Annotated in this window: 23 protein-coding genes; 15 read left to right on the forward strand and 8 right to left on the reverse strand. The window is 58.8% G+C overall.

What is annotated here, in order from left to right; all coding sequences use genetic code 11:
- The 4 genes from relA to D8U18_RS18435 form a co-directional block, all read left to right on the forward strand.
- Positions 1–2,207: GTP diphosphokinase (gene relA / locus D8U18_RS18420; RefSeq protein WP_131108143.1), on the forward strand; the 2,207-nt coding region annotated here is incomplete at its 5' end.
- A gap of 126 nt (positions 2,208–2,333) precedes the next feature.
- Complete coding sequence (gene mazG, locus D8U18_RS18425; protein ID WP_056853121.1) at positions 2,334–3,167, forward strand: nucleoside triphosphate pyrophosphohydrolase; 834 nt, start codon at positions 2,334–2,336, stop codon at positions 3,165–3,167.
- 28 nt (positions 3,168–3,195) lie between these two features.
- Positions 3,196–3,738, forward strand: coding sequence for a DUF2058 domain-containing protein (locus D8U18_RS18430; protein ID WP_056853120.1), 543 nt, complete (start codon positions 3,196–3,198; stop codon positions 3,736–3,738).
- Between the two features lie 186 nt (positions 3,739–3,924).
- Positions 3,925–4,872 (forward strand): hypothetical protein, encoded by a 948-nt coding sequence (locus D8U18_RS18435; protein ID WP_131108144.1) that lies wholly within the window; start codon positions 3,925–3,927, stop codon positions 4,870–4,872.
- A 67-nt stretch (positions 4,873–4,939) separates the two neighbouring features.
- Here the strand turns inward: D8U18_RS18435 and D8U18_RS18440 are convergent, their stop codons facing one another.
- The 6 genes from D8U18_RS18440 to D8U18_RS18465 all read right to left on the reverse strand — a co-directional run bounded on the left by D8U18_RS18440 (position 4,940) and on the right by D8U18_RS18465 (position 12,464).
- Positions 4,940–5,128, reverse strand: coding sequence for a hypothetical protein (locus D8U18_RS18440; RefSeq protein WP_056853118.1), 189 nt, complete (start codon positions 5,126–5,128; stop codon positions 4,940–4,942).
- 385 nt (positions 5,129–5,513) lie between these two features.
- Positions 5,514–6,734 carry a beta-ketoacyl-ACP synthase I gene (gene fabB / locus D8U18_RS18445; RefSeq protein WP_007974551.1) on the reverse strand — a complete coding sequence of 407 codons (1,221 nt, stop codon included), beginning with the start codon at positions 6,732–6,734 and terminating at the stop codon, positions 5,514–5,516.
- An 11-nt stretch (positions 6,735–6,745) separates the two neighbouring features.
- A complete protein-coding gene (fabA, locus tag D8U18_RS18450) occupies positions 6,746–7,261 on the reverse strand; it encodes a 3-hydroxyacyl-[acyl-carrier-protein] dehydratase FabA (protein ID WP_003227150.1) in 516 nt (171 codons plus the stop codon).
- A gap of 247 nt (positions 7,262–7,508) precedes the next feature.
- Positions 7,509–9,410, reverse strand: a complete 1,902-nt coding sequence (locus D8U18_RS18455; protein ID WP_131108145.1) for an ATP-binding protein — start codon at positions 9,408–9,410, stop codon at positions 7,509–7,511.
- Positions 9,407–10,339: an ABC transporter substrate binding protein gene (locus D8U18_RS18460; RefSeq protein WP_130907414.1), complete on the reverse strand. Its 933-nt coding sequence runs from the start codon at positions 10,337–10,339 to the stop codon at positions 9,407–9,409. The genes D8U18_RS18455 and D8U18_RS18460 overlap by 4 nt, the downstream gene beginning before the upstream one ends.
- A 1-nt stretch (position 10,340) precedes the next feature.
- A complete protein-coding gene (locus D8U18_RS18465; RefSeq protein ID WP_131108146.1) occupies positions 10,341–12,464 on the reverse strand; it encodes a TonB-dependent receptor in 2,124 nt (707 codons plus the stop codon).
- Between the two features lie 196 nt (positions 12,465–12,660).
- Between D8U18_RS18465 and D8U18_RS18470 the strand changes: the two genes are divergently transcribed.
- The 10 genes from D8U18_RS18470 (at position 12,661) to D8U18_RS18515 (ending at position 21,254) form a co-directional block, all read left to right on the forward strand.
- Positions 12,661–13,686 (forward strand): NAD(P)H-dependent glycerol-3-phosphate dehydrogenase, encoded by a 1,026-nt coding sequence (locus D8U18_RS18470; protein ID WP_130904803.1) that lies wholly within the window; start codon positions 12,661–12,663, stop codon positions 13,684–13,686.
- 30 nt (positions 13,687–13,716) lie between these two features.
- Positions 13,717–14,064 carry a DUF4389 domain-containing protein gene (locus D8U18_RS18475; protein ID WP_056853113.1) on the forward strand — a complete coding sequence of 116 codons (348 nt, stop codon included), beginning with the start codon at positions 13,717–13,719 and terminating at the stop codon, positions 14,062–14,064.
- A complete protein-coding gene (gene sixA, locus D8U18_RS18480) occupies positions 14,061–14,516 on the forward strand; it encodes a phosphohistidine phosphatase SixA (protein ID WP_056853112.1) in 456 nt (151 codons plus the stop codon). The genes D8U18_RS18475 and sixA overlap by 4 nt, the downstream gene beginning before the upstream one ends.
- A gap of 191 nt (positions 14,517–14,707) precedes the next feature.
- Positions 14,708–16,363 carry an AMP-binding protein gene (locus D8U18_RS18485; protein ID WP_131108147.1) on the forward strand — a complete coding sequence of 552 codons (1,656 nt, stop codon included), beginning with the start codon at positions 14,708–14,710 and terminating at the stop codon, positions 16,361–16,363.
- 31 nt (positions 16,364–16,394) lie between these two features.
- A complete protein-coding gene (locus tag D8U18_RS18490; RefSeq protein WP_056853110.1) occupies positions 16,395–16,838 on the forward strand; it encodes a hotdog fold thioesterase in 444 nt (147 codons plus the stop codon).
- Between the two features lie 113 nt (positions 16,839–16,951).
- The gene (locus D8U18_RS18495; protein WP_056853109.1) at positions 16,952–17,758 is read left to right on the forward strand and encodes an alpha/beta hydrolase; all 807 of its coding nucleotides are present in this window, start codon (positions 16,952–16,954) and stop codon (positions 17,756–17,758) included.
- On the forward strand, positions 17,755–18,609 hold the full coding sequence (locus D8U18_RS18500) for an alpha/beta hydrolase (RefSeq protein WP_056853108.1): 855 nt from the start codon (positions 17,755–17,757) through the stop codon (positions 18,607–18,609). Before D8U18_RS18495 ends, D8U18_RS18500 begins: the two co-directional genes overlap by 4 nt.
- A gap of 50 nt (positions 18,610–18,659) precedes the next feature.
- Entirely contained in the window at positions 18,660–19,319 is a 660-nt protein-coding gene (locus tag D8U18_RS18505; protein ID WP_056853107.1) for a glutathione S-transferase N-terminal domain-containing protein, read from the forward strand.
- A gap of 8 nt (positions 19,320–19,327) precedes the next feature.
- Positions 19,328–20,134, forward strand: coding sequence for a DUF4892 domain-containing protein (locus D8U18_RS18510; RefSeq protein ID WP_056853106.1), 807 nt, complete (start codon positions 19,328–19,330; stop codon positions 20,132–20,134).
- A 67-nt stretch (positions 20,135–20,201) separates the two neighbouring features.
- The gene (locus tag D8U18_RS18515; protein ID WP_130904799.1) at positions 20,202–21,254 is read left to right on the forward strand and encodes an AI-2E family transporter; all 1,053 of its coding nucleotides are present in this window, start codon (positions 20,202–20,204) and stop codon (positions 21,252–21,254) included.
- Positions 21,255–21,389: 135 nt separating this feature from the next.
- Here the strand turns inward: D8U18_RS18515 and D8U18_RS18520 are convergent, their stop codons facing one another.
- A complete protein-coding gene (locus tag D8U18_RS18520; RefSeq protein ID WP_131108148.1) occupies positions 21,390–22,706 on the reverse strand; it encodes a putative porin in 1,317 nt (438 codons plus the stop codon).
- 282 nt (positions 22,707–22,988) lie between these two features.
- Here D8U18_RS18520 and D8U18_RS18525 point away from each other — a divergent pair, with 282 nt between their 5' ends.
- Complete coding sequence (locus D8U18_RS18525) at positions 22,989–24,113, forward strand: GNAT family N-acetyltransferase (protein WP_056853103.1); 1,125 nt, start codon at positions 22,989–22,991, stop codon at positions 24,111–24,113.
- Between the two features lie 140 nt (positions 24,114–24,253).
- On the opposite strand, the gene D8U18_RS18530 is transcribed toward D8U18_RS18525, so the two are convergent.
- Positions 24,254–26,086, reverse strand: coding sequence for an ABC transporter ATP-binding protein (locus D8U18_RS18530; RefSeq protein WP_130904798.1), 1,833 nt, complete (start codon positions 26,084–26,086; stop codon positions 24,254–24,256).
- Between the last annotated feature and the right edge of the window lie 3 nt (positions 26,087–26,089).

Raw genomic sequence — 26,089 nt, forward strand, 5'->3', positions numbered from 1 at the left:
ACGGCAGTATCAATCTCGAGGCTTGGCTCGATCATGCGGTCAGTGTCGATCTGGCGCTGGATCGCGAAGCCTTGAAAGAGGCTTGCGAGTTCGCTCGCGAGTCTGAGCAGCAGGCCAATGCGGCCAAGAATTTATGGTCGGAAGGCAACTCGAGTTTCCGTACCGGCCTTGAAATCGCCGAAATTCTCGCCGACCTCAAACTCGATCAGGATTCGCTGGTCGCTGCGGTCCTGTACCGAGGCGTGCGCGAAGGTCAGATCCCGTTGCCGGCGGTCAGCCAGCGCTTTGGTCCGGTGGTCGCCAAACTCATCGATGGCGTGCAGCGCATGGCGGCTATCAGCGACAGTCTGAGCCCGCGTAAATCCATGGTGATGGGCACTCAGGGGCAGGTCGAAAACCTGCGCAAGATGCTGGTGGCGATGGTCGACGACGTGCGTGTCGCCTTGATCAAGCTGGCCGAGCGCACCTGCGCGATTCGTGCGGTGAAAACCGCCGACGACGAAAAGCGCAACCGCGTGGCCCGTGAAGTCTTCGACATCTACGCGCCGCTCGCCCATCGTCTGGGTATCGGTCATATCAAATGGGAGTTGGAGGACTTGTCCTTCCGCTACCTTGAGCCCGATCAGTACAAACAGATCGCCAAATTGCTGCATGAACGGCGACTCGATCGCGAGCGTTTCATCAGCGAGGTGATGAGCCAGCTGAAAAACGAATTGCAGGCTACCGGCGTCGATGCAGACATCAGTGGCCGCGCCAAACACATCTACTCGATCTGGCGCAAAATGCAGCGCAAAGGTCTGGAGTTCAGCCAGATCTACGACGTTCGCGCCGTGCGTGTGCTGGTGCCGGAAATGCGCGATTGCTACACCGCGCTCGGCATCGTCCACACCCTGTGGCGGCACATTCCCAAAGAGTTTGACGACTACATCGCCAACCCCAAGGAAAACGGCTACCGCTCGCTGCACACTGCTGTGATCGGTCCGGAGGGCAAGGTGCTGGAAGTGCAGATCCGCACCCACGCCATGCACGAAGAAGCCGAGCTGGGGGTTTGCGCACACTGGAAGTACAAGGGCACCGACGTCAAATCCGGTTCCAATCACTACGAAGAGAAAATTTCCTGGTTGCGGCAGGTGCTCGAATGGCACGAGGAACTGGGTGACATCGGTGGCCTGGCGGAACAGTTGCGGGTCGATATCGAGCCTGACCGGGTCTATATCTTCACCCCGGACGGTCACGCCATCGACCTGCCGAAGGGCGCGACGCCACTGGACTTTGCCTACCGCGTGCACACCGAAATCGGTCACAACTGCCGCGGCGCCAAGATCAACGGGCGCATCGTGCCGCTCAACTACAGCCTGCAAACGGGTGAGCAGGTCGAGATCATCACCAGCAAGCACGGCACCCCGAGTCGTGACTGGCTCAACCCGAACCTGGGTTACGTCACCACCTCGCGGGCGCGGGCGAAGATCGTTCACTGGTTCAAGCTGCAGGCCCGCGACCAGAACGTCGCGGCCGGTAAAACCCTGCTTGAGCGCGAGCTCAATCGCCTCGGTCTGCCGGCGGTGGACTTCGACAAGCTGGCCGAGAAGGCCAACATGAAAACCGCCGAAGACCTGTTTGCCGCGCTCGGTGCCGGTGATTTGCGCCTGGCGCAGTTGGTCAACCTGGCGCAGCAACTGGTCGAGCCGGAACGCGGCAACGAACAGTTGGAACTCATCCCGCGCAAGGCGACCGGTTACAAGCCGGGCAAGCGCGGCGACATTCAGATCCAGGGCGTCGGCAACCTGATGACCCAGATGGCCGGCTGCTGCCAGCCGCTGCCAGGGGACGCAATCGTCGGTTACATCACCCAGGGCCGTGGCGTCAGCATTCACCGCCAGGACTGCGCATCGGTGTTGCAATTGGGCGGACGCGAGCCAGAGCGGATCATCCAGGTCAGCTGGGGGCCGGTGCCGGTACTCACGTATCCCGTCGATATTGTCATTCGGGCCTACGACCGTTCCGGTTTGCTGCGTGACGTTTCGCAGGTATTGCTCAATGAGCGGATCAACGTGCTGGCGGTCAACACCCGTTCGAACAAGGAGGACAACACGGCGCTGATGTCCCTGACCATCGAGATTCCGGGGCTGGATGCATTGGGGCGATTGCTGGGGCGGATTTCCCAATTGCCGAACATCATCGAAACCCGGCGTAACCGTACGCCGTGAAGAACGACGCCGATCAACTGTGGGAGCTGGCTTGCCAGCGATGGCATCACCTCGATTCTCCTCAGAGATCGAGTTGTCCGCATCGCCGGCAAGTCAGCTCCCACAGGTCTTGTTGAGACTGACCCGATGTATTCACTTGAAGACTTGCTTCATCTGATGAACCGCCTGCGCGACCCGCAGTACGGTTGCCCGTGGGACATCAAGCAAACCTACGCCACCATCGTTGCGCATACCCTTGAGGAAGCCTACGAAGTCGCCGACGCCATCGAGCGTGGTGACTTCGATCATTTACAGGGCGAACTCGGCGATTTGCTGTTCCAGGTGGTTTATTACAGCCAACTGGCCCGGGAGGAAGGGCGCTTCGAGTTCGACGGTGTGGTCGACAGCATCACCCGCAAACTGATCCGCCGGCATCCCCACGTGTTCCCTACAGGTGATCTCTATGCGCCGCTGGATGTGCCTCGGTTGACCGAAGAGCAAGTCAAGCAACGCTGGGAAGAGATCAAGGCCGAAGAGCGCGCGGAGAAATCTGCGGCACCGCTGCAGCTGTCGTTGCTCGATGACGTGCCCGCTGCATTGCCGGCGTTGTCACGCTCGGCAAAATTGCAGAAACGCGCAGCGCAGGTGGGTTTCGACTGGCCCGACGCTCTGCCGGTACTCGACAAGGTGCGCGAAGAACTCGATGAAGTCCTCGAAGCCATGTCGCAAAACGATCCCGAGGCGGTGGCTGGCGAGATCGGCGACCTGTTGTTTTCCGTGGTCAATCTTGCGCGTCATCTGAAGATTGACCCGGAAACCGCACTACGTGGCGCCAATGGCAAGTTCGAGCGACGTTTCCGTTTTATCGAACAGGCATTGCGCGACACCCACCGACCCATGGAAGATTGCACCCTCGAAGAGTTGGACGCCTTGTGGGGCGAAGCCAAACGTCAGGAAAAGAATTTGCCCAGCTGCGGTTGAGCAGTTGCCTAAGTGAGTAATAAGCACCATGAGCATTTCCCTTCGCGACCAGTTGCTCAAAGCAGGGCTGGTCAACCAGAAGCAGGCCAAGCAGGTCAGCAAAGACAAACAGAAGCAACAGCGTCTGGCCCACAAAGGCCAGGTCGAACTGGATGATTCCCAGCAGCGTGCAGCCCAGGAAGCCATGGCCGAGAAGGTCAAGCGCGATCAGGAGCTCAATCGCCAGCAGAAGGAAAAAGCCGAAGCCAAGGCCCGTGTCGCGCAAATCAAGCAATTGATCGAGGCCACGCGCCTGCCGAAGCTGACGACTGAGGATTACTACAACTTCGTCGATGACAAGAAGGTCAAGCGTCTGTCGGTCAATACGCTGATGCGCAACAAGCTCAGCAATGGTTCGCTGGCCATCGTGCATCATGCCGGTGGTTATGAAGTCATTCCCCGTGAAGCGGCGCTGAAGATCCAGGAGCGTGACCCTCAGCGCATTGTGCAGCTGAACGTGAAGACGGAAGAAGTCGCAGCCGAGGACGATCCGTACGCGGCATACCAGATTCCTGATGATCTGATGTGGTAATCCATCTGTCTTGTTAGCGAACTTACATGTTTGCTGGCAATTCACTTGATTTTTATATTGAGCCCGAAACATCGTATCGATACGATCTTTCGGGTTTTCTTTTGCCAAAAATACTTTACTTGCAAGTGAAGTTGCACAGCGGAGAAAACCCAATGGAATGAATTTTATGACATAAGGATATGTTTGATGTTGATCAATATTGCTTCGTTGCGCCAACCTACTTTTAAATCACAATTTTCCAAACAAAGACCGTCCTACCTATCCATCAATGATTACCTGACGAGCGAACTCGATGCGCGGGTTGATCATGTGCGCTGGAAAATAAAGGTCGCAGCCAAGGCCGCTCGCGAGCGGCATGCGGGTGCCGCCTGTCTGTTCTTTACCCTGCCCGAGTTCTTCTGGAACATACCCTGGCACGTCGTGCAGAGTGAGGAGGAACTTCACGAACTGAACTCCGCTTACCTTGAAAAGCTATCGGCTGCTGTCATGACGTTGATGGAGGATCTCCCGGTTGAGCATTATGGGAAAATCGTTTTGCTGGGAGGAAGTTGCGCAAGCCTTATAAAAATTGAGCAGAGCGACTCCAATCATTACGAGGCCATCAATTATCTGCTGGTCATCTCCAACAAAGAGTATGAGGTGGATAAACCGCTTATTTCGATGTGGCCAAAACGTTATGTGTCAGGTATCGATTTTGGCCGGCATGTCGGGACATCGGCGGGGTATTGGTACTTTAATCTTTTCGGTGACTTTGTTGTAAAGGTCAAGGCGCTCAGCAGTGTGCAAGCCGAACACAGTTACTTCGACAGTTATGAAGGAAGATTTTTGAACAATCTTGTTCCCGGCTGTCCGTTCGGCGTCAATCTGTGCCTTGATTATTCGCTGCTTAAAGAGGGCGAGCGAGACGAGGAGATTGAACTGAAAAATTCGAAGATCGATTTTCTGATTGCTTGCGGCATGGGCTTCGACTACAGCAAACGGCACCTGCCATCGATACAGTACTCCATCAGGAACGATGGTTTCGACGATGGGGAATGCGAGGTGGTCAGACATGATGCGGGACAGATCGTCGGGGTTGTCCCCTCAGTGGTGATCGATGGTGATGTTCATCTGGCTTCCATACGCATTGCGTAAAGTATCTGATTTCGTTGCAGCTCACCGTGAAGGAAAGGGCGAGCTGCAGCGAGGGCACGTTTCGTGTTCAGCCAGTCATGAGTTCGCGTTCATGTTCCAGCATTTCCAACTCGGCCTTGTAATTCTGGGCGTCGGTCTCGCTATGGAACATCCCCACCAGCAATTCCTGTTGATGTACATCCCAGATCCGGATACCGGCGGCTACGCCTTCATGGGACATTTTTGAATCGTCGCGTTCAGTTACTTTTACAGTCATCTGCTAGCTCCAATCTCTGTTATCTGCAGCAAGGCATGTGCAGGACTCTGTTATATGTTTTGGTAGCTTGCTAAGTAAACGACTGGCTTTGGAAAGGGTTTGTTGCAGAATTGGAAACAGTCCTGCAGCCCACGGAAACCGCGACATTCAGTCGCAGGGCGGATGGTTGCATGACAAAAGCTTCATCTTCCATCGACATATTTCATCCTGTGGGAGCTGGCTTGCCAGCGATAGCGGTGTGTCAGCCGATGCTGATGTTTGCTGTGCCGACGTCATCGCTGGCAAGCCAGCTCCCACAGGTAATATGTCAGCCTGGTTAATTCAAAAGGCAAAAAAAAACGCCCCGAACCAGTCGGGGCGTTTTCATGTGTGGCTCAGCGGGGAATTACTTGCCTTCCCAGCGCTTCAGTACCAGCGTGGCGTTGGTGCCACCGAAACCGAAACTGTTGCTCATCACAGTGTTGATGGTGGCGTTCTCGCGGGTCTTGGTCAGCACCGGCAGGTCGGCCACTTCAGGGTCCAGCTCGTCGATGTTGGCGGAGCCGGCAATGAAATTGCCTTCCATCATCAGCATGCAGTAGATCGCTTCGTGAACGCCGGCGGCGCCCAGGGAGTGGCCCGACAGGCTCTTGGTGGAGCTGATGGCCGGAGCCTTGTCACCGAACACTTCACGCACACCTTTCATTTCCGCGACGTCGCCGACCGGAGTCGAGGTGCCGTGGGTGTTCAGGTAGTCGATCGGGGTGTCGACGGTGGACAGTGCCTGCTGCATGCAGCGAATCGCACCTTCGCCGCTTGGGGCGACCATGTCATAGCCGTCGGAAGTCGCGCCGTAGCCAACGATTTCCGCGTAGATCTTCGCGCCGCGAGCCAGAGCGTGTTCCAGCTCTTCGACCACGACCATGCCGCCACCGCCGGCGATGACGAAACCGTCACGGTCGGCGTCGTAGGCACGGGAAGCTTTTTCAGGGGTGTCGTTGCGCTTGCTGGACAGGGCGCCCATGGCGTCGAACAGGAACGATTGGCTCCAGTGCTCTTCTTCACCGCCGCCGGCGAAAACGATGTCCTGCTTGCCCATCTGGATCTGTTCCATGGCGGTGCCGATGCAGTGCGCACTGGTGGCGCAGGCAGAAGCGATGGAATAGTTCAGGCCCTTGATCTTGAACGGAGTGGCCAGGCAAGCGGAAACGGTGCTGCTCATGGTCCGCGTTACGCGGTACGGGCCGACGCGCTTGACGCCTTTCTCGCGCAGGATGTCCAGCGCTTCCATCTGGTTCAGCGTGGAGGCACCACCGGAACCGGCGATCAGGCCGGTACGCGGGTTGGACACTTGCTCTTCGGTCAGGCCGGAGTCAGTAATGGCGTCTTTCATGGCCAGGTAGGCATAAGCTGCCGCGTGGCCGACGAAACGATAGATCTTGCGATCGATCAGTTCTTCGAGATTGAGGTCAATGGAGCCGGAAACCTGGCTACGCAGACCCATTTCAGCATATTCCGGGTTGAACCGGATGCCAGGGCGGCTTGCACGCAGGTTAGCGGAGACGGTCTCTTTGTCATTGCCCAGGCACGAAACAATGCCCAGACCAGTGATAACGACGCGGCGCATGCGAATAACCCTTAGAAGTTGTCAGTGGAGGTGAACACGCCGACCCGGAGGCCTTCGGCGGTGTAGATTTCGCGACCGTCGACAGTGACCGAACCGTCGGCGATGGCCAGGTTCAGCTTGCCCTTGAGGACGCGTTTGATATGGATGTTATAGGTGACTTTCTTGGCGGTCGGCAGGACCTGGCCGAAGAATTTCACTTCGCCCGAACCCAGCGCACGACCGCGGCCCGGCAGGCCTTGCCAGCCGAGGAAGAAGCCGACCAGTTGCCACATGGCATCGAGGCCCAGGCAGCCCGGCATCACCGGATCACCTTCGAAGTGGCAAGCGAAGAACCACAGGTCCGGATTGATATCCAGCTCGGCGACCAATTCACCTTTGCCGTACTTGCCACCCTCTTCGCTGATCAGCGTGATGCGATCAACCATCAGCATGTTCGGGGCGGGCAGTTGCGCGTTACCTGGGCCGAACAGCTCACCGCGACTGCAGCGCAGCAGATCTTCCCGGGTAAAGGCGTTTTGTTTGGTCATGCGAGCTCCTCAATAGTCCCATGCGGCAGGTGGGGCAAATCTTCCCGACCGTCCGAAGCATTCATGCCTCGAACCGGCAGCCTACTCATAGACTATTGCGTTGTGGTGAAAGTCACAGCACCAAGGACATGAATGTACACTTGTGCACTGAAATTTTTATTCAAGCCCCTTTATGGGCCTGTTCGGGTGTCTAAGACTGCCGCACTTTCGCCTTTGACGCCAGTCACAGATGGTCGAAAGGCCTGTACTACCGCACCCAGCGCTGCAGAATTTGCTGTAGATCATTACGTTTGAATGGCTTGGCCAGGTAATCGTTCATCCCCGCCGACAAGCAGGCTTCGCGGTCGCCCTGCAAGGCATTAGCCGTCAAGGCGATTATCGGCAAGTCGGTGCAGCCGGGTAACTGGCGAATCTGTCGGGTGGCTTCATAACCGTCGATGATCGGCAGGCGGCAGTCCATCAGGATCGCTTCGAAAATCAGACTTTCGGCACTGCGCACCGCCTGCGCGCCATCGGCAGCGACGCTGACAGTAAAGCCCAGACTGCGCAACATTGCTTCGATGACGGTTTGATTGACCGGGTTGTCTTCTACCAGCAGGACATTGCGGCCCTCACCGTCGCCATCGCCCGCAGGCATGCGTGAGGTCAGCGCCGGTAATGATTGTTGACAGAGTGCCAGCGGGATCTCGAGGGTGAACACCGAACCACGACCTTCTTCGCTCTGGGCACGCAAAGTCCCGCCCATGCGCTCCGCAAGCGTGCGGGCAATCGGCAGACCCAGGCCGGTCCCGCCGTAGCGTCTGGAAATTGAGCTGTCGGCCTGTTGGAATGCGTTGAACATCAATTCCAGACTGTCGGCCGGAATGCCGATTCCGCTATCGCGCACGCTGCAGGTAAACCACAGCAATTCATGATCCAGTGATTGCCACTGCGGTTCGATGGTTACGCGGCCCTGCTCGGTAAACTTCAACGCGTTGCCGACCAGGTTCACCAGAATCTGCCGGATCCGCGTCGGATCGCCTCGTACCTGCAATGCGCGCATGTCCTGAGGAATCTGCAACTGCAGCTCGAGCCCGCGTTGCGCAGCGCTGTGCTGGAAGGATTGGGCGCAGGCGCTGATCAGGTCGGCCAGGTTGAACGGGATATGCTCCAGCTCCAGTTCCGAGCGTTCGATACGCGAGAAATCGAGAATGTCGTTGATGACCTTGAGCAAATGTTCGGTGGACTCCGAGGCCAGTGCCGCGTACTCGACCTGTTCCTCGGTCATCTCGGTGGTTTCCAGCAATTGCAGCATGCCCAGCACACCATTCATCGGCGTACGCAATTCGTGGCTCATCATGGCCAGGAAGTCGGACTTGGCGTTGTTGGCCTTTTCCGCTTCTTCGCGGGTCTGGATCAATTGCTCCATGGCTTGCTGCTGTTCGCGGCTGGCCTGTTCGAGACCGCTGGCGAGATTGTTGATGTGTTGCGACAACGCGCCCAGTTCAGTGTCGTCGACGATCGGCAGCGGAGTCTTGTAGTCGCCTTCCTGAATCGCCTTGACTGCGTTGCCGATATCACGGATCGGTTGTGACAGGCTTGCGGCCAGGCGTCGGGCCAGCAGGAAAGTAAACAGCAGGGCGAACAGTGCCAGAATGGCCGCCTTGAGCAGGATTTCCTGCTGGCGCTGACTGAACGCATCATTGGACAGGCCGACGATCACCCGACCCAGATAGTCCTCGACAGGAGCGGTGGTGGCGACCTTGCTGTTCTGGAAAAAATCGTTGTGCAGCGGCACCCGTTGCAATCGCACGGGCGCCTGGAATACTTCGACCTGATGCGGTCGATTGTGGTTTGCCGACGGCTGCTCGACGTACACCAGGATCCGGTTGGCGCTGTCCTGGACCTCCAGAAAACGCACGTTGGGCGTGGCGAGTGTGGCTTTGAGCAGACTTTCCAGCGCTTCGTTGTTGCCGGAAATCACCCCGTATTCCGTGGCCGGAGCGAGCTGGTTGGCGATGAGTTGGCCGGTGTGGTTGAGCTCCTGACGCAGGTCCTGGATCCGCACGAACGTGAAGAAACTGATCAACAGCAAGGTCAACAGCAGGGCAGGGCCGAGGCTGATGATCTGGGTGCGGGTATTGATGTCCCAACGGCGACGGAAGGTCATGGGCGGCGTTCTCCTTCGGCCAGCAGGGTTGCAACAGAAGATTCATTGATCTGCTCAATACCTAGTGAACGAGCCACCTGCGGGTTACTTGAGACTTTGAAACGGTGCGGGTAATACGTGCGCGGCCAAGCGGCGGGTGGCTGGTCGAGCAATTGATCAAGCATCGCCAGCCAATCGTTTTGATCGCTGTAACTGCTGGCCAGGCTTCCAGCCTTGACGAATCCGGCGTTGGGGCCGATCAGCGCCAATTGTCGGGCATAGCTGCTGAGCAACAGGTTTTTCGCGGTTTTCGAGTTGTACAGATCAGGGTCATCGAGGCCGAGCAATACGTCGCTTTTGTTGAGCAGCGTTTGCAAGGGGCGACTGTCCTGGGTGTTGTCCCAGCGCTCGCTGACCACCTCAAGCCCCAGTGGCCGGGCGGCCTGGCGCAGTTCTTTCAAGAGGAACTCGCTGTGACTGTCATACAGCACGCCAATGCGTTTCACTTGGGGCAACAGGATTTGAATCAGGCGCATCTGGCGGTCCGCAGGTGGATCGCTCCAGAGCAGACTCAGCTGTGCAGGCACCGCGTCACCCAAGTGTTGCCGGGCTTGCAGACGGCTGATACGCAACACCAGGGTCGGCGGGCCTTGGCTGTCCTGCAGGCGCCAGTCGAGGCTCGGCAAATCGAGCAGGATCAAACGGATGTCCACCGGCAGTTTGCCCGGTGCCGGCAAAGTGGCCAACGGCTGGAAACGCACGTTATCGGCAGGTCGCAACTCGCGCAGGGCCTGAACGAAGGATTGCACCCCGGAGCTGTCTTCTGCCCCGGTCAACAGAATGTCCGCGGCGTTGGCCGAAAGGCTGCCGAGCCAGCCACTGACCACCAGGCACAGCATGGCCAGCAGATGGCCCAGGCCTGGCGTCTGGCGTGGCGGACAATAAGCCATCTTAAAGTGCCAGCTCCGCGCTGAAGTACATCACTTGGCGCTCGTCATAATTATTGTCAATGAAGGTGGTCGGTTGATGATCGAGGCGGTGCTGGAGCACGCCAGCCAATTCCAGGCTGGCTTTGCCCAGACGGATACGTTTGGCGATGCGCGTGTCGATCCGTTCGAAGCGGTAGCCGTTCAAGGCGTCGTCACCGTAGTAGAAAAGCGCGCTGTTCCAGCCTTTGCCCCAGTCGCGCATCCAGCCGGCGGAACCGCTATTGCGAGCCGTCTGTTGTGCGTCCTGGGGATTGCTCGCGTCGACATCGACGTAGGCGTAGGTAAAGCGCAAACGGTCAGCGTCGTCGACACGCCAGTCGAGCTGGGTTTCCGCTCCGGAAAATCGTGCGGTGTTGGCGTTACTGGCGATGAACTGATTGTTGCGCAGCGGTTCGCTGATCATGCCGGTGATTTCGTCATGGAACAGCTTTACGTCAAGAGCGAGCCTCTGTCCGGCGAAGTATCCGTTATAACCCAGTTCGCGAGAGCGCATATGTTCCTGGTCGAGATTGCCGGGGCCGCGGGTCTTGACGAAGTAACGGGCGCTGGACTGGCCATAGGCCGTCGGTTGCAGGTTGGTGACGCGGTAACTCCAGTTGACGCTGTTTTCGAACATGTCCGGCGAACGGATGGCTTCGGAGTACACCGCCCGCAAGCCATGGCGCGGGTTGATCAGGTAATTGACCGCCACCCGCGGCGTCAGTGAGTTGCCGATCAACTGCGTATCTTCGAACATCGCGCCGCCTTGCAGCAGCCAGTGTTCGCTGGCGCGCCACTCGAGTTGGCCGAATGCCCGCCACGTGGTGTCATCAAGGGTGCCATTGAAGTAAGTCTCGGAATCTGCCCGGTCGTAACGATAGTTCAAGCCACTGACCAGTCGCAGACTATCGGACAGACTCAGGGTGTCCTGCAGTTCAAGATCGTAGCGGGTCTCCCGGGTGCTTTGATCGATGTCGCCGCAAACGGTCTGCCGGGCACCATTTCGCCATTGATCGAGCGCCTGGTTGGCCAATGCTTGCTCGGTGGCCTCGCCGGGAGGGGCGCCGGGGCCGGTAAAACGTTCGATATTGCGTGCCAGGCGTTCGGTGTAGTTTGGGTTGAGCTGCCAGAGTTCGGTCAGTTGCGGACTGAACGAGATCTCGGCATCGCACGCGCGCCAGGTTTGCTGGCGATCCCAATGCTGGGCTGAGCTCTGGACATACAGACTGTGGTCGGGATTGATATCGAGGTTCCAACGCAACGAGCCGGCGTAATCCTTGGCGGTGACGTCAGAATTGTCGCCGGCACGGGTAATCCCCGAAAACACTGGACGGTAGGTATACGGCCGCTGATTACTGCCTTCTTTGGCGTTCAATTGCCAATCGATGCTTTGGCGTTCGTCGAGCGCTTGGCTGACGGCCAGATTGAAGCGATTCAAACGGCGGCTGTCGCGATAATCGGCGCCGTTGCGGTCGGTGTCGAAGCCGTCGTCCTGCTGGCCGGACAACGACAGGCGTAGATCTCCGTCATTCCAACCCACGCCCTGGCTGGCGTAAAAATCGTTGATGCCGCGTTGGCCACGAGTGACTTTCATCCGCGTGCCATGGCTGTCGGCCGGGTTGCGCGTAATGATATTGACCACCGCCATCAGCGCATTGGCGCCATAGCTGACGGTGTTCGGGCCGCGGAAAACTTCGATGCGCTCGATATCCTCCATGGCCACCGGAATGTCGCTCCAGTCCACCGTAGCCAGGCCGGCGCGGTACACCGAGCGACCGTCGATCAATACCTGCATGCGCCGCGCTTCGCTGGCGCTGGTGCCGTGATAATTCACCGTCGCCTGGTTGCCGCTGATGTTGCCGACCATCATTCCGGGCACCAATCGCAGCACTTCACTGATGTCCCGGGCACCCGTGGCATTGATCAGCGCACTGTCGATCACGGTCATGCTTCCCGGAACGGCCGCTGGCGACTGTTTAAGGCGCGTGGCCGTCAGCACCTGCGGCAACGGTTCGCTATCGAGGAACAAGTCGTCTGCCAGCAATGGCGAGCTGAAGACCAGCGCCAGCACCAACGGCGAGCGAGGTGAAGGAGAACCCAGTGACACAACACATCCTTGTCAGCAATTGATGGCGCGCATGTTAACCGAGGCCGATGACTTTTCCAGTCACGATGTCAGCATTTTCCTGGGGTTTTATCCTGCACCTTTCAACTTGCGCCGGTAATTGACACAGGGGCTGGCCGACACTGGGGCGCTCCGTATAATGCCGACATCGCCACTGGTATGGATTAACGGATTACATATGACTGAACAGCGCCCGATTGCGGTCCTGGGAGGCGGAAGTTTTGGTACCGCCGTGGCAAACCTGCTGGCCGAAAACGGTCACCAGGTCCTGCAGTGGATGCGTGACCCTGAACAGGCCGAAGCCATTCGGGTCAATCGTGAGAACCCGCGTTATCTCAAGGGCATCAAGATTCTGCCCGGCGTGACGCCGGTCACCGATCTGCAAGCCACCCTTGAAGCCTGCGATCTGAGTTTCGTTGCGCTGCCATCCGGCGCGTTGCGCTCGGTGCTGGCGCCGCACGCCGAGCGTCTGCGCGGCAAGATGCTGGTGAGCCTGACCAAAGGCATCGAGGCTCATACGTTCAAATTGATGAGCCAGATTCTCGAAGAAATTGCCCCGCAAGCACGCATCGGCGTGTTATCCGGGCCGAACCTGGCACGCGAAATCGCCGAACATGCGCTGACCGCCACGGTGGTTGCCAGTGAAGACGAGGAACTCTGCGAGCGGGTTCAGGCCGTGCTGCATGGCCGCACCTTCCGTGTGTACGCCAGTGCGGATCGATTCGGCGTGGAACTGGGCGGCGCGTTGAAAAACGTCTACGCAATCATTGCCGGCATGGCCGTGGCACTGGAGATGGGCGAAAACACCAAGAGCATGCTGATCACCCGGGCGTTGGCGGAAATGACCCGCTTTGCGGTCAATCAAGGCGCCAACCCGATGACTTTCCTCGGCCTGGCGGGCGTGGGCGATTTGATCGTGACCTGCTCCTCGCCGAAAAGCCGCAACTATCAGGTCGGTTTTGCCCTCGGTCAGGGCTTGAGCCTGGAAGAGGCGGTCAATCGCCTGGGTGAAGTGGCCGAAGGCGTGAACACCCTCAAGGTGCTCAAGGCCAAGTCCCAGGAGGTGGGCGTTTATATGCCGCTGGTCGCCGGGCTGCATGCGATTTTGTTCGAAGGGCGCACGCTGGAACAGGTGATCGCGCTGTTGATGCGTGGTGAACCCAAAACCGATGTCGACTTTATTTCCACCAGCGGTTTCAACTGAGCCCACCCCTTAACCGGAACGGAGTGAGACATGAACGATCAGAAAGTAGAAGCCAAGTACGAATCCATCCTGCTGCGGGTGTTGTGGATGGTGGTTTTTGTGCTGGTCTGGCAAGTGGCGCAATTCATCCTGGGTGCCGTGGTGCTGGTGCAGTTGATCTATCGTTTGATTTACGGCGCCCCGAGCGCCAGTTTGATGAACTTCGGCGACAGTCTGAGCCAGTTCCTGGCTCAGATCGGTCGGTTCGGCAGTTTTCACAGCGACCAGAAGCCTTGGCCGTTCGCCGATTGGCCGACGCCGCGTACGCCGGAAGGTGAAGCGCCGCACGTCGTGGCGCCAGCGCCGCATCCGGCCCGAGATGAGGAACCCAAGCTATGAAACTCTGGGTATTGCGTCATGGTGAAGCCGTACCACACGGCTCCCGCCCCCACGATTCGGAGCGGGAACTGACGGACCACGGTCGTGAAGAAGTATTGCGCAGTGCGGCACTGCTGATCGGCCAGCCGCTGACCGCGATCTACGCCAGCCCCTACCTGCGCGCACAGCAAACAGCGCAGTTGGTGCGCGAAGCGTTGGGTTTCGAACCGGAAATCCGCACTGTCGATTGGCTGACACCGGACACTGATCCGGACAAAGTGGCCGAGCAGATGGTTGCGGTGAGTGACGTACTGCTGGTCAGTCACAACCCGTTGGTGGGCAATTTGCTGAGCTATTTGCAACACGGTGCCGGACACCCACCGGAGCGGATCAGCACTGCCGGGCTGGCGGAACTCGAAGGCAGTGAACTGCTGGTCGGCTCGATGAGGCTCAACAGCGTCAAGCACCCATAGCCGTCTTTGATTTTTCTTATGCAGGAGCGAGGCTTGCCCGCGAAGCTTTTGGCAATTCAGAGGCTCCCTTCGCGGGCAAGCCTCGCTTCTACAGGCAGAGAGGGCTTGAAAAAAATCGTACAAAATAGCTAACCAAGCACTTGCTTGGTTGACTACGCTTGCTCCAGAACAAAAAAACAGGAGCGAGTCGCATGTCTGCTGCTTTTCGTTTGCCGCTGGACGTTTTCTACGAGCGTGAAGCCCGTCATCCACGCCAGCGCTTTTTGGTGCAGCCCGTTGGCGGTGGGCAAGTCGAGACCCTGACCTGGGCCGACGTCGGCCATCAGGCCCGCTGTGCAGCACATTGGTTGCGAGCGCGGGAGTTGCCACAAGGCAGCCATATCGCCCTGATCTCGAAAAACTGCGCCCACTGGATCATTGCCGACCTGGCGATCTGGATGGCTGGCCATGTCTCGGTGCCGCTGTACCCGAACCTGACGGCCGAATCCGTGGCCCAGGTGCTGGAGCATTCTGAAGCGGTCCTGGCCTTTATTGGCAAACTCGACGACTGGCCCGGTATGTCCCGAGGGGTGAGCCCGGACTTGGTGACGATCAGCCTGCCGCTGCATCCGCCTGGCACCTTCGATTTCAGCTGGGCCGATCTGCAACGCAGCTCACCGATCCAGGACGATCCCAAGCCTGCCGCCGATCAACTCGCGACGATCATCTACACCTCCGGCACCACCGGCATGCCAAAGGGCGTGATGCACAGTTTCGGCAACCTTGGGTTTGCGACCACACGTGGCACTTCGTTGTTCGGCCTCAACGAGTCGGACCGACTGTTGTCCTATTTGCCGTTGTGCCATGTGGCGGAACGGATGTTCGTCGAACTGGCCTCGATCTATACCGGGCAAACCGTTTTTTTTGCCGAGTGTCTCGATACTTTTCTCACCGACCTGAAACGTGCGCGACCGACGGCGCTGTTTGGCGTACCGCGGATCTGGACCAAATTCCAGATGGGCGTGTACAGCAAGATCCCGGCAAAACGCCTCGATTTTTTGCTCGGCTTGCCGTTTATCGGCAAGCGGGTAGGGCACAAGGTGCTCGCCGGGTTGGGGCTTGATGCGTTGCGCGTGGCCTTGTCCGGTGCCGCGCCGGTGCCACAGACCTTGTTGCTGTGGTACCGCAAATTGGGCCTGGACGTGCTGGAGGTTTACGGCATGACCGAAAGCTGTGGTTACTCGCACATATGCCTGCCGGGCCAGAACAAACCCGGCTGGATCGGCAAGCCATGCCCCGAGGTGGAAGTGCGCATTGAGGAATCGGGCGAAGTGCTGGTGCGCAGCGGCGCGACCATGCTTGGCTATTTCAAGGAACCGCAGAAAACCGCTGAAACCATCACCGAGGACGGTTTCCTGCGGACCGGCGACAAAGGCGAAGAGGACGCCGAAGGCAACTTGCGCCTGACTGGGCGTTTGAAGGAAATCTTCAAGACCAGCAAGGGTAAATACGTGGCACCGGCACCGATTGAAAATCGCCTGGCGGTGCATTCGCGCATCGAACAGGTTTGCGTGGTCGGCGATGGCTTGAGTGCGCCGTTGGGGCTATGCGTACTCTCGGCCGTCGGGCAACAGGAGGCGCGCGCGGGGTTGCATTCAAGCCTGGAAAAACTGCTCGAGGAGGTCAATGCCGCACTCGACAAGCACGAACGTCTGCGGCGTCTGGTGGTGGTCAAGGACAGCTGGGCCGTGGAAAACGGCTTCCTCACGCCGACCTTGAAGATCAAGCGCAACGTCATCGAAGCGGCTTACGGTGGGCAATTCGAAGAATGGAGCGAGCGCAGCGAAGCAGTGCTGTGGCAGGATTGAGTCACGAACAAAACCAACAAGGAATCCAGTGATGAGTTTGTGGCGCACCACCCCCAACATCGAACAGTTGAATGCAATCCAGAAGAACACTATTGGCGAAGTGTTGGACATCCGCTTCGAAGCCTTTGATGAAGAGTCGCTGACCGCGAGCATGGTCATCGACCACCGCACCCACCAGCCTTATGGCTTGCTGCACGGCGGCGCTTCGGTGGTGCTGGCTGAAACCGTCGGCTCCATGGCCAGTTACCTGTGCATCGACGCCAGCAAGTTTTACTGCGTGGGCCTGGAAATCAACGCCAACCATTTGCGCGGCCTGCGAAGCGGGCGAGTGACGGCGGTGGCCAAGCCGATTCACATCGGGCGCACGACCCATGTCTGGGACATCCGCCTGACCAGTGATGAGGGCAAGGCCAGTTGCGTGTCGCGCTTGACCATGGCGGTGGTGCCGTTGGGCGAGAATCCGCCGGCACGTTGAGAGCAGTCCATAGCTTTGACCGGACTGTCATCATTCCTGTCAGTTACGGTCATTGCTGTAGTACGTGGTCTTACGGACAATCAACACCTGTTTTCGCTCATGGATTTGCCGGTATGTCGCAACAGATATTTTTCGCCCACGCCAACGGGTTTCCTTCGGGTACCTACGGCAAACTGTTCGCGGCGCTGGCGCCCGAGTATCAGGTGACGCATCTGGAGCAGCACGCCCATGACCCGCGGTTTCCGGCGGACGACAACTGGTACAACCTGGTGGATGAGTTGATTCATCACCTGGAGCAGCAGCCGGAACCGGTTTGGGGTGTCGGCCATTCCTTTGGTGGCGTACTGCACCAGCACGCTGCGTTGCGCTGTCCTCATCTCTATCGCGGCGTGGTGATGCTTGATTCCCCCGTGCTGACCCGGACTGATCAATGGGTGATCCGTGCGGCCAAGCGTTTGGGTTTCATCGATCGCCTGACCCCGGCGGGTCGTACCCTGGGGCGGCGGGAAGAGTTCGCCGATCTCGACAGTGCCCGCCGCTATTTCGCCGGCAAAACCCTGTTTCGCAGCTTCGATCCGGAATGTTTCGACGCCTATCTGCAACACGGCTTGCACAAGGTCGGTGACAAGCTGCGCCTGCGCTTCGACCCGGCCACGGAAATCAGTATCTACCGTGGCGTACCCCACACCAGCCCCGGCCGCACGCGACAATTGAAAGTGCCGCTGGCGGTGGTGCGCGGGCGCAGCAGCCGGGTGGTGATGCGCCACCACGCCAGTTCGGTCGGGCGCATGCCTTTGGGAGAGTCCCTGACCATGCCTGGTGGCCACATGTTTCCCCTCGAACGTCCGCAAGACACCGCCCTGTTGCTGAAAAACCTGTTCAGCAAATGGGAAGGACGCCGCCCACAGGATTGCGCATGAGTCACGTCGTTGAAGAAGTCCGCCTGAGCCTGCCGCACATCGAGCTGGCGGCGCATCTGTTCGGCCCGGAAGACGGATTGCCGGTGATTGCCTTGCACGGCTGGCTCGACAACGCCAACAGCTTCGCCCGACTGGCGCCGAAGCTTAAAGGTCTGCGCATCATTGCACTGGACATGGCAGGGCACGGCCATTCCGGGCATCGCCCGCCCGGCGCGGGGTACGCCATGTGGGACTATGCCCACGATGTACTGCAAGTCGCCGAACAAATGGGCCTCAAGCGCTTTGCCCTGTTGGGGCACTCCATGGGGGCGATCGCGTCCTTGATCATCGCCGGGTCTTTGCCGGAGCGAGTCACTCATCTGGCCTTGATCGATGGCGTCATTCCGCCTACCGACAAGGGCGAAAATGCGGCCGAACGCATGGGCATGGCCCTGCAAGCGCAGCTGGATTTGCAAGAAAAACGCAAACCGGTCTACGACACCCTCGATCGAGCCGTCGAGGCTCGAATGAAAGGGTTGGTGGCGGTCAGTCGCGAAGCCGCCGAACTGCTGGCGCAACGTGGCTTGATGCCGGTGCCGGGCGGTTACACCTGGCGCACCGATAACCGCCTCACGCTGCCATCGCCGCTGCGTCTTACGACCGAACAGGCAATGGCATTCGTCAAGCGGGTGAGTTGTCCGGCAAAACTGGTGGTGGCCGCCGACGGCATGCTCGCCAAACATCCAGAATTGCTGGAGCGTCTACCCTTTAGCCGTGAACAGCTGCCTGGTGGCCACCATTTGCACTTGAACGACGAGTCCGGTGCCGACCTTGTCGCAGACTGTTTCAATCGGTTCTTCGCCATTCCTTGACTTGCACCAGGCAACTGTCGAGGCTGGTCGGGTTGAAATGGGAGACAACCATGATAGATCTGTACACCGCTGCGACCCCGAATGGCCACAAGGTCTCTATCGTGCTCGAGGAACTCGGCCTGCCCTATAAGGTGCATGCCCTGAGTTTCGACAAAAAGGAACAGAAGTCCGCGGACTTCCTCAAGATCAATCCCAATGGGCGTATTCCGGCGATCGTCGATCGCGCCAACGGCGATTTTGCCGTGTTTGAATCCGGTGCCATCCTGATTTACCTCGCTGAAATGACCGGCAAGCTTTTGCCAGCCGACCCCAAGGGGCGTTCGGTGGTATTGCAGTGGCTGATGTTCCAGATGGGCGGCATCGGCCCGATGCAGGGCCAGGCCAACGTGTTTTTCCGTTATTTCCCGGAAAAGCTGCAGGGTGCAATCGATCGCTATCAGCACGAAACCCGTCGCCTCTACGAAGTCCTCGACACGCGCCTGCAAGCCGTCGAGTTCCTTGCCGGCGACTACAGCATCGCCGATATCGCGACGTTCCCCTGGGTACGTGGCTACGAGTGGTCCGGTGTCTCGGTGGAAGGTTTGACGGCGTTGCAACGCTGGATGGCAACCATGGAGGCGCGTCCTGCGGTGCAACGTGGCTTGCTGGTGCCACAGCGCGCCGATGAAGCGAGTGTCATCAAGGGTGCCCAGGCCATGCTGATCCGATGAGTCTATCGATGCGTTCCCTCAGTCTGTTGGCACTGTGCAGTTTCAGTCCCGTGTTGTTGGCCGCTGATGTGCCTGGCAGTCAGGATTTGCCGATCGTGCCGCGCATGGCCGATGCGCAGATCGTCGACTATCGCGTTCCGGTCGACATCGAGCGAATTTACCCACTGGGTTCGATCCGCAAGATCAGCGGCCAGCTGCGCTTCGATGGCCAGGTCAGCGCCCGTGGCAATGCCACGTCAGTGACCTACGAGCTGCCACCGGAGCATTCATCCACCGAAGCATTCACGGCCGCCCGCGAAGCCTTGCAGAAACAGGACGCCCAGTTGCTGTTCTGGTGCCAGGCCCGTGATTGCGGTGAAAGCAGCCTGTGGGCCAACGAAGTCTTCGGCAACGCCAAGCTCTATGGCGCCGACAATGAGCAGGCGTACCTGCTGTTGCGCCTGGCTGCTCCGAAAGACAACACACTGGTGGCGCTCTACAGCATCACCCGCGGCAATCGCAAAGCCTACCTGCACGTCGAGCAGTTCGATGCCGCTGCGCCGCTGGGCGATTTGCTGCCGACCTCGGCGACCTTGCTGCGTGAACTCAAAAGCACCGGCGAACTCGACTTTCCCAAACTCACGGATGCACCGGATGACACCTGGCTGCGTTTGATTTCCCGTGGTCTGAACCTGGACACGACGTTGCGGGTCAGTGTTTCCGGGCCTGCTGCCGAAGCCTGGCGGCAGGCGCTGATCGCTCAGGGCGTGCGTGCGGCACGGCTGGAAACCGGCAGCGTCGAAGGCTCTGGCCTGCACATCCAGCTATTGCGCTAGGCTTTAACCCGGCGAACGCGCGTAACGCGTTCGCCAACTCTTTCGAACTGATTTTTTGAGACTTTAGATGATCAATAATGATCGGCTGTTGGTGCAGATCCTGCTCCTGGTGCTGTTTGGCGCGAGCTTTTGGGTGATGGCACCGTTCTGGTCAGCGTTGTTCTGGGGGGCGGTGCTGGCGTTTGCCAGTTGGCCACTGATGCGCTTGCTGACCCGTTGGCTAAATGGTCGCGAATCCCTGGCGGCGGCGCTGTTGACCGTGGGCTGGATGGTGCTGGTGGCAGCGCCTCTGGTCTGGCTGGGCTTCAACCTGGCGGACCATGTGCGCGACGCCACGGCGTTCATCAAGGATGTGCAGGTCGATGGTCTGCCGCAAGCGCCGGACTGGCTGGGCAGCATTCCGCTGGTGGGTGAGCGACTGCTGGGAATCTGGAACAGTGTCGATCAGCAGGGCGCGGCCATGATGGTGTCGCTCAAACCCTACTTCGGTCAGGTCGGTAACTGGCTGCTGGCGCGCAGTGCGCAGATTGGTGGCGGCATTCTCGAACTGACTTTGAGCATTGTTTTCGTGTTCTTTTTCTATCGCGACGGTCCGCGGCTGGCGGCGTTTGTCCATGGCTTGCTGGAGCGCCTGATCGGTAAACGGGCCGGGTACTACATCGAATTGGTGGCGGGCACGGTGCAGCGGGTAGTGAACGGCGTGATCGGTACGGCAGCGGCCCAGGCCGTTCTGGCGCTGGTCGGCTTCCTGATTGCCGGTGTGCCGGGGGCTTTGGTGCTCGGCATCGTAACGTTCATGCTTAGCCTGATTCCCATGGGGCCACCGCTGGTGTGGATTCCAGCCACCGCCTGGCTGGCATGGAGAGGTGACTACGGGATGGCAATATTCCTCGGCATCTGGGGCACCTTCATCATCAGTGGCGTGGACAACGTGCTCAAACCGTACCTGATCAGCCGCGGCGGAAACCTGCCGCTGGTGATTGTGTTGCTGGGCGTGTTTGGCGGGTTGATTGCGTTTGGCTTCATCGGGCTGTTCATCGGTCCGACGTTGCTGGCAGTGGCGTACAGCTTATTGAACGACTGGAGCAAAAGCCATTCGCGGGTGGGAGATCGTCGTTGATTGCACAAGGCAGGCTGCAAGGTCGGTAAAACAGACTCGCGTTGGTCCGGCGCACGGATGATGGGGACCGTCGGGCCAACGCCAGGCTGTAAAAGCGCCTCGGGCCTCCCTGCCCGAGTCGTGTAGCGGGGTGAATCAGAACTTCGCTTCAGCATCCAGTTGCAGGGTGTTGATGTCGGAGTCTTTGAGCGTGGCGTTGGTGTAGTCAGAGTTGGCCATGAAGTACGTCGCGCCGAGGTTGAAGTTCTTGTCCAGCTCGTAGCTCACTTTCAACTTGCTGCCGCGCGAACCGGTGAAGCCGTTGGCGAAGTCGGAGTCAGTGAACGCGCCAACCACAGCGTTACGCTGCACGTCGCGGTAGTTGTAGTCGATGGCGAAACCGTAGACCTTGGTCTTCAAACCGGCCAGCCAGGCGGTATCCTGATCGTTGCTGGCATCGTCGTTGTTGACGTACTGGCCGTACAGCGAGAGCGGCATTGGCAGGCCGCCGATGTCGAGCTGACCGAAACCTTCGAACAGCTTGAATTGTTCGTTCGGGCTGTTGCCGTTGATGGCCAGTGCAGCCGGGATCGAGGTACCGCCGGGGATGATGTCGTCGTCGTTGTCGTAGCCGTAGACGCTGCCACCCAGGGTCAGCTTAAGGTTGTCGGTGATGCCGAAGCGTGCACCCAACTGGCCCGCGTACAGGCGCAGGTCGTGTTTGAACTGCACGCCGTCGCCATCGACGTTGTCCTTGAGGGTGTAGTGACCGGCGCTACCGAACAGCTCGGTACTGCCGCTCAGCGGGTACTTGTACGACACCGACAGGCCTTCCGGGCTGATGTCGCTATCCCAAATCACGTCGCCCATGCTGACCCATTGTTGTGGCATCTTGCCGCCCACCAGGTGCAGGTTCTTGATCGCGTCGGGGTGGTAGTCGACGTAACCCTGATCCAGCCAGATCTGCTTCTTGTCAAAGTAGTTGTCCATGCTCTGGTTGGTAGAACGCGCGTCGTCGTTGTTGCCGGTGGCGATTCGGATACCGGTGTCGACTTGCGGGTTGATTTCGGTATAGGCACCCAGGCGGGCACGAATGCGCTGACGATCCTGGTCTTTGTTGTTCGACACGCCATCGTTGTGCACGTTTTCCTGGCGGAAACGCACATCGCCCTTGAACTGGGTCTTGGCAGCCCACGCCAGTTTCTGGTCGAAGGTGCTCAGTTCGTTGGTTTTCTTCGCGGTCGCTGCGATCTGCTCGTTAGTCTCCTGTTGAGCCTGGCGGGCGATTTGCTGTTCTTTCTGATCCCGGGCCAGCTCGGCTTGCAGTTCACTGTACTGCGCGTTGGTAATCGAACCGTTTGCCTTGAGCATGTCGAGCAGTTTGGCGTCGACTGCGGCGCTGGCCGGAACACTCATGGCCAGCAACAGACCGCCACACAGGGCTGCCGCAGTTTTCGTGGAAGCAAGACGCATATCAATCTCCGAAGATGAGAGTGGATGGCTGAGCCATCCAGGGCACAACCGACCATTGATGGACGGAAAACAGTGGCCGGGTTAGAACCCGACGCTCTAAAAACAGGCGCCAGTATCGCGATGGTTTATTACAAGGAAGTGGCAATGTGATGGCATGTCGATGACGATGCCGAGTCGTCGCGAACTCTTGATTTAGAGCGCTGTCGTCGAATTGATCGTGTGCAACGGATGGCGATGGGCGATACTCGCAAAGCTTCATGCCATCGATGAGAGAGATGTGTAATGCCGTTGCAGCGCCTGCAAAGTCTGTCTGAAATCACTGCGCAAACATGGGATGCGTTGGTACCCGAGACACAACCATTTTTGTCTCACGCGTTCCTGAGCGCATTGGAGGACAGCGGCAGCGTCGGACCTCACTCCGGTTGGCAACCCGAGCATTTGTTGCACACCGAAGGTGATCGACTGATCGCCGCATTGCCCAGCTACCGCAAGTGGCATTCCTACGGCGAGTACGTGTTCGATCACGCGTGGGCCGATGCCTGCGAACGCGCGGGCATCGATTACTACCCGAAGCTTTTGACCGCAGTGCCTTTCAGTCCAGTCAGCGGGCCGCGTTTGTTGGCGGCCACAGTGGAGGATGGTTCCGAATTGCTGAAAAGCCTGCCGGGTTATCTGGAGATCGAACAACTCTTGAGCGCGCACATCAACTTCACGGACCCGTTCACTGACGCGGCGCTGGCCGAGCAGCCGGGCTGGCTGCAACGTGTCGGCTGCCAGTATCACTGGCAAAACCGCGGCTATCGGGACTTCCAGGATTTTCTCGATGTACTGAGTTCACGCAAGCGCAAACAGATGCGTAAAGAGCGGGAACAGGTGGCGGGGCAGGGTTTCGATTTCGAGTGGCTCGAAGGTCGTGAGTTGAGTCAGGTGCAGTGGGATTTTGTCTACGCCTGCTATGCCAACACCTACGCAGTGCGTCGGCAACGGCCCTACCTGACGCGAGCGTTTTTCAGCCTGTTGGCCGAACGCATGCCGCAATCGATCCGCGTCGTTTTTGCCAAACAAGGTTCACGGCCGGTAGCCATGGCTTTCAGCCTGGTGGGGGGCGACAGTTTTTACGGCCGTTATTGGGGATGCCTGGCAGAGTTCGATCGCCTGCATTTCGAGACCTGTTTCTATCAGGGCATGGACTACGCAATCGCCAACGGCTTTCAACGCTTCGATGCGGGTGCTCAAGGCGAGCACAAATTGATTCGCGGGTTCGAACCGGTGATTACCCATTCCTGGCATTACCTGCGCCATCCAGGCCTGAAAGCGGCGGTTAAAGACTTTCTGCAACAGGAGCGGCTGGGGGTGTTGGCGTATGCCGAAGAAGCGCGGACAGCCTTGCCTTACCGGCAGGCGTAATTGGCAAGGAGTCTTTGTGGGAGCTGGCTTGCCAGCGATAGCGGAATATCAGTCAACATCAATGTTGAATGTGAATCCGTCATCGCGGGCAAGTCGAATCGTCGCACCGTCGCTCCCACAGGGGTCAGGGTGATCTGAAGTTAATCGATCCCGACAAACCCACCCGTCTGATGCTGCCACAGCCGCGCATACAACCCACCCAATGCCAGCAATTCGGCATGGCTGCCGGTTTCGGCAATCTTGCCGTTTTCCAGCACAACCAGGCGGTCCATGCGGGCAATGGTCGAGAGCCGGTGCGCGATGGCAATGACGGTTTTGCCCTGCATCAGGGTCTCGAGGCTTTCCTGGATTGCCGCTTCGACTTCCGAGTCCAGTGCCGATGTGGCTTCGTCCATGATCAGAATCGGCGCGTCCTTGAGCAGCACGCGAGCGATGGCGATGCGCTGACGCTGGCCACCGGAGAGTTTCACACCGCGTTCACCGACGTGGGCATCGAAACCGACACGGCCTTCAGCGTCCGAAAGCATTGGGATAAAACCGTCGGCCCGGGCCTTGTGCACCGCTTCCCAGAGTTCGCTATCGGTGGCGTCGGGTTTTCCGTAAAGCAGATTGTCGCGGATCGAACGGTGCAGTAACGACGTGTCCTGGGTGATCATGCCGATGCGTTCACGCAGGCTTTCCTGACTGACATCGGCGATGTTCTGGCCATCGATGAGAATCCTCCCGCCTTCCACGTCATAGAGACGCAGCAGCAGGTTGACCAACGTTGATTTGCCGGCACCGGACGGACCGATCAGGCCGATCTTCTCGCCGGGTTTGATCGTCAGGTTGAGCCCGCCGATGATCCCGCTCTGTTTGCCGTAGTGGAAATCCACGTCTTCGAAACGCACTTCGCCACGGGCCACGGCCAGGGGTTTGGCCTGGTCTCGGTCGGTGACGCTGACCGGTTGCGAGATGCTCTGCAGGCCGTCCTGAACCATGCCGATGTTTTCGAAGATGCCGGTGACCACCCACATGATCCAGCCGGACATGTTGACGATGCGGATCACCAGCCCGGTGGCCAGGGCGATGGCGCCCACGCTGATCAGCGACTGCGTCCAAAGCCACAGGGCCAGGCCGGTGGTGCCGACGATCAACAGGCCGTTCATGCTGGTGATCACCACGTCCATACTGGTGACGACGCGGCCGGCCAGTTGGGCCTTTTCGGTTTGTTCCTTGATCGCTTCGCGAGCGTATTGCTGTTCGAAGTTGGTATGGGCAAACAGCTTCAGGGTGGTGATGTTGGTGTAGCCGTCGACGATCCGCCCCATCAGTTTGGAGCGCGCATCGGAGGACACCACCGAGCGTTCCTTGACTCGCGGTACGAAGTAATACAGTGCACTGATGAACGCGACGATCCACGTCAGCAGCGGGATCATCAGGCGCCAGTCGGCTTCGGCAAACAGCACCAGCGAGCTGATCGCGTAGATCAGCACATGCCACAGGGCGTCCACCGCTTGTACCGCTGAATCGCGCAAGGAGTTGCCGGTTTGCATGATGCGCTGGGCGATACGGCCGGCGAAGTCATTCTGGAAAAAATTCAGGCTCTGCTTGAGCACATAGCTGTGGTTTTGCCAGCGAATCAGGCTGGTCATGCTCGGGCTCAAGGTCTGGTGCACCAGCAGATCATGCAGGCCGACGAAAATCGGCCGCAGGACGAGCGCCACCACCACCATCCAGGCCAGTTCAAGGCCGTGCACCTTGAAAAAGTCAGCGTTGGGTGTGCCTTGGGCCAGGTCGATGATGCGGCTCAGATAGCTGAACAGCGCGACTTCGATCAGCGCGCCGAACAGGCCGACGATCAACAGGGCGACGAAACTTGGCCAGACCTGTTTGAGGTAATAGGTATAGAAGGGCAGGACGCGATCCGGCGGAGCGGCCGAAGGGGCGTCGCGGAAGATGTCGATCAGTTTTTCAAAACGGCGATAAAGCATCGG

This window comes from Pseudomonas sp. Sample_10 (assembly GCF_004321495.1).
In the GTDB taxonomy this organism is placed as follows: domain Bacteria; phylum Pseudomonadota; class Gammaproteobacteria; order Pseudomonadales; family Pseudomonadaceae; genus Aquipseudomonas.